General features: G+C 57.4%; 2 rRNA genes. Both read right to left on the bottom strand.

Features of this window, described 5'->3' with window-relative positions:
- Positions 1-21: 21 nt before the first annotated feature.
- Positions 22-3,145 (bottom strand): 23S ribosomal RNA (locus I8N67_RS40790).
- 315 nt (positions 3,146-3,460) lie between these two features.
- A 16S ribosomal RNA gene (locus I8N67_RS40785) occupies positions 3,461-4,987 on the bottom strand.
- Together the 16S and 23S rRNA genes form the textbook arrangement of a ribosomal RNA operon.
- Positions 4,988-5,269: the final 282 nt, after the last annotated feature.

The raw sequence follows: 5,269 nt of genomic DNA, 5'->3' as shown, positions 1-5,269 counted from the left end.
ACACAGTGGACGCGAGCAACTGAGGACAAGCCCTCGGCCTATTAGTACCAGTCACCTCCACCCGTTACCGGGCTTCCAGATCTGGCCTATCAACCCAGTCGTCTACTGGGAGCCTTAACCCCTCAAAGGGGGTGGGAATACTCATCTCGAAGCAGGCTTCCCGCTTAGATGCTTTCAGCGGTTATCCCTCCCGAACGTAGCCAACCAGCCATGCCCTTGGCAGAACAACTGGCACACCAGAGGTTCGTCCGTCCCGGTCCTCTCGTACTAGGGACAGCCCTTCTCAATATTCCTGCGCGCGCAGCGGATAGGGACCGAACTGTCTCACGACGTTCTAAACCCAGCTCGCGTACCGCTTTAATGGGCGAACAGCCCAACCCTTGGGACCGACTCCAGCCCCAGGATGCGACGAGCCGACATCGAGGTGCCAAACCATCCCGTCGATATGGACTCTTGGGGAAGATCAGCCTGTTATCCCCGGGGTACCTTTTATCCGTTGAGCGACGGCGCTTCCACAAGCCACCGCCGGATCACTAGTCCCGACTTTCGTCCCTGCTCGACCCGTCGGTCTCACAGTCAAGCTCCCTTGTGCACTTACACTCAACACCTGATTGCCAACCAGGCTGAGGGAACCTTTGGGCGCCTCCGTTACTCTTTAGGAGGCAACCGCCCCAGTTAAACTACCCATCAGACACTGTCCCCGATCCGGATCACGGACCCGGGTTAGACATCCAGCACGACCAGACTGGTATTTCAACGACGACTCCCCCTGAACTGGCGTCCAGAGTTCACAGTCTCCCAGCTATCCTACACAAGCCGAACCGAACACCAATATCAAACTGTAGTAAAGGTCCCGGGGTCTTTCCGTCCTGCTGCGCGAAACGAGCATCTTTACTCGTAGTGCAATTTCACCGGGCCTATGGTTGAGACAGTCGAGAAGTCGTTACGCCATTCGTGCAGGTCGGAACTTACCCGACAAGGAATTTCGCTACCTTAGGATGGTTATAGTTACCACCGCCGTTTACTGGCGCTTAAGTTCTCAGCTTCGCCACACCGAAATGTGACTAACCGGTCCCCTTAACGTTCCAGCACCGGGCAGGCGTCAGTCCGTATACATCGCCTTACGGCTTCGCACGGACCTGTGTTTTTAGTAAACAGTCGCTTCTCGCTGGTCTCTGCGGCCACCCCCAGCTCAAGGAGTAAATCCTCTCACCGGTGATGGCCCCCCTTCTCCCGAAGTTACGGGGGCATTTTGCCGAGTTCCTTAACCATAGTTCACCCGAACGCCTCGGTATTCTCTACCTGACCACCTGAGTCGGTTTAGGGTACGGGCCGCCATGAAACTCGCTAGAGGCTTTTCTCGACAGCATAGGATCATCCACTTCACCACAATCGGCTCGGCATCAGGTCTCACCCTCATGTTGTGCGGATTTACCTGCACAACGGGCTACACCCTTACCCCGGGACAACCACCGCCCGGGATGGACTACCTTCCTGCGTCACCCCATCACTCACCTACTACAGGTCTGGACCGTCGGCTCCACCACTTTCCTTTCCCCGAAGGGTCCGGAACGGCTTCACGGACTTAGCATCGCCTGGTTCAATGTTTGACGCTTCACAGCGGGTACCGGAATATCAACCGGTTATCCATCGACTACGCCTGTCGGCCTCGCCTTAGGTCCCGACTTACCCTGGGCAGATCAGCTTGACCCAGGAACCCTTGGTCAATCGGCGCACACGTTTCTCACGTGTGTATCGCTACTCATGCCTGCATTCTCACTCGTCAACCGTCCACAACTCGCTTCCGCGGCTGCTTCACCCGGCAGACGACGCTCCCCTACCCATCCCAGCCCCCGTTGGGGGTATGTGCTGGAATGACACGACTTCGGCGGTACGCTTGAGCCCCGCTACATTGTCGGCGCGGAATCACTAGACCAGTGAGCTATTACGCACTCTTTCAAGGGTGGCTGCTTCTAAGCCAACCTCCTGGTTGTCTGTGCGACTCCACATCCTTTCCCACTTAGCGTACGCTTAGGGGCCTTAGTCGATGCTCTGGGCTGTTTCCCTCTCGACCATGGAGCTTATCCCCCACAGTCTCACTGCCGCGCTCTCACTTACCGGCATTCGGAGTTTGGCTAAGGTCAGTAACCCGGTAGGGCCCATCGCCTATCCAGTGCTCTACCTCCGGCAAGAAACACACGACGCTGCACCTAAATGCATTTCGGGGAGAACCAGCTATCACGGAGTTTGATTGGCCTTTCACCCCTAACCACAGGTCATCCCCCAGGTTTTCAACCCTGGTGGGTTCGGTCCTCCACGAAGTCTTACCTCCGCTTCAACCTGCCCATGGCTAGATCACTCCGCTTCGGGTCTTGAGCGTGCTACTCCGGCGCCCTGTTCGGACTCGCTTTCGCTACGGCTACCCCACTCGGGTTAACCTCGCAACACACCGCAAACTCGCAGGCTCATTCTTCAAAAGGCACGCAGTCACGACCCACAGAGTAAACTCTGTGAGCGACGCTCCCACGGCTTGTAGGCACACGGTTTCAGGTACTATTTCACTCCGCTCCCGCGGTACTTTTCACCATTCCCTCACGGTACTATCCGCTATCGGTCACCAGGGAATATTTAGGCTTAACGGGTGGTCCCGCCAGATTCACACGGGATTTCTCGGGCCCCGTGCTACTTGGGTGTCTCTCAAACGAGCCGTACAGATTTCAGCTACGGGGGTCTTACCCTCTACGCCGGACCTTTCGCATGTCCTTCGCCTACCTGTACGGTTTCTGACTCGCCTCACAGCCGGCAGACTGTGAAAGAGAGATCCCACAACCCCGTATACGCAACCCCTGCCGGGTCTCACACGCATACGGTTTGGCCTCATCCGGTTTCGCTCGCCACTACTCCCGGAATCACGGTTGTTTTCTCTTCCTGCGGGTACTGAGATGTTTCACTTCCCCGCGTTCCCTCCACTTGCCCTATGTGTTCAGGCAAGGGTGACAGCCCATGACGACTGCCGGGTTTCCCCATTCGGAAACCCCCGGATCAAAGCCTGGTTGACGGCTCCCCGGGGACTATCGTGGCCTCCCACGTCCTTCATCGGTTCCTGGTGCCAAGGCATCCACCGTGCGCCCTTAAAAACTTGGCCACAGATGCTCGCGTCCACTGTGCAGTTCTCAAACAACGACCAACCACCCATCACCCCGAACCAGTAGATCCGAGTGCACTGGGGCCGGCACTGAAGGCAGCCATACGGCCATACCCTCAGACACCCAACAGCGTGCCCGGCACCCTCGCCACTCATGATCAGCTTTCCACGCCCCGAAGGACAGTACTTACAGCCCGAGATGACTGAGAGTGCCGAATAATCAACGTTCCACCCATGAGCAACCACCGTCGAACGTATGCCGACGTAATGGCCCTGGACCACCAAGCACAGCTTGACGGCCTAGATGCTCCTTAGAAAGGAGGTGATCCAGCCGCACCTTCCGGTACGGCTACCTTGTTACGACTTCGTCCCAATCGCCAGTCCCACCTTCGACAGCTCCCTCCCCGTAAGGGGTTGGGCCACCGGCTTCGGGTGTTACCGACTTTCGTGACGTGACGGGCGGTGTGTACAAGGCCCGGGAACGTATTCACCGCAGCACTGCTGATCTGCGATTACTAGCAACTCCGACTTCATGGGGTCGAGTTGCAGACCCCAATCCGAACTGAGACAGGCTTTTTGAGATTCGCTCCGCCTCACGGCTTCGCAGCTCATTGTACCTGCCATTGTAGCACGTGTGCAGCCCAAGACATAAGGGGCATGATGACTTGACGTCGTCCCCACCTTCCTCCGAGTTGACCCCGGCAGTCTCCTGTGAGTCCCCAACCCTCCGAAGAGGTTGCTGGCAACACAGAACAAGGGTTGCGCTCGTTGCGGGACTTAACCCAACATCTCACGACACGAGCTGACGACAGCCATGCACCACCTGTCACCCGACCACAAGGGGGGCACCATCTCTGATGCTTTCCGGGCGATGTCAAGCCTTGGTAAGGTTCTTCGCGTTGCGTCGAATTAAGCCACATGCTCCGCTGCTTGTGCGGGCCCCCGTCAATTCCTTTGAGTTTTAGCCTTGCGGCCGTACTCCCCAGGCGGGGAACTTAATGCGTTAGCTGCGGCACCGACGACGTGGAATGTCGCCAACACCTAGTTCCCACCGTTTACGGCGTGGACTACCAGGGTATCTAATCCTGTTCGCTCCCCACGCTTTCGCTCCTCAGCGTCAGTAATGGCCCAGAGATCCGCCTTCGCCACCGGTGTTCCTCCTGATATCTGCGCATTTCACCGCTACACCAGGAATTCCGATCTCCCCTACCACACTCTAGTCTGCCCGTATCGAATGCAGACCCGGGGTTAAGCCCCGGGCTTTCACATCCGACGCGACAGACCGCCTACGAGCTCTTTACGCCCAATAATTCCGGACAACGCTCGCGCCCTACGTATTACCGCGGCTGCTGGCACGTAGTTAGCCGGCGCTTCTTCTGCAGGTACCGTCACTTTCGCTTCTTCCCTGCTGAAAGAGGTTTACAACCCGAAGGCCGTCATCCCTCACGCGGCGTCGCTGCATCAGGCTTTCGCCCATTGTGCAATATTCCCCACTGCTGCCTCCCGTAGGAGTCTGGGCCGTGTCTCAGTCCCAGTGTGGCCGGTCGCCCTCTCAGGCCGGCTACCCGTCGTCGCCTTGGTGAGCCGTTACCTCACCAACAAGCTGATAGGCCGCGGGCTCATCCTTCACCGCCGGAGCTTTTAACCACCACCCAGGAGAGTGGAAGTATTATCCGGTATTAGACCCCGTTTCCAGGGCTTGTCCCAGAGTGAAGGGCAGATTGCCCACGTGTTACTCACCCGTTCGCCACTAATCCCCACCGAAGTGGTTCATCGTTCGACTTGCATGTGTTAAGCACGCCGCCAGCGTTCGTCCTGAGCCAGGATCAAACTCTCCGTGAATGTTTACCCGTAATCGGGTGCACACATCACGAGAGCGGAACAGCCAGGCGGAATAAGCCCGGCCGTTCACAGCGTCCTCGCTGTGTATTTTCTTCAAAGGAACCCTGCCACCGAACCAGATGATCTGGCCGGCAGACGGGGTATCAACATATCTGGCGTTGATTTTTGGCACGCTGTTGAGTTCTCAAGGAACGGACGCTTCCTTTGTACTCACCCAGACCATCCGGTCCAGGCTTTCCTCCGGGCAGTTTCCCTTCGGTCTTGCGTTCCCGACTCTATCAG

Origin of the sequence: Streptomyces adelaidensis, from assembly GCF_016598475.1 — a bacterium.
Lineage (GTDB): Bacteria > Actinomycetota > Actinomycetes > Streptomycetales > Streptomycetaceae > Streptomyces > Streptomyces adelaidensis.
Note: the sequence above shows the minus strand (reverse complement) of the source record. Positions and strands in the feature narration are given on the sequence as shown.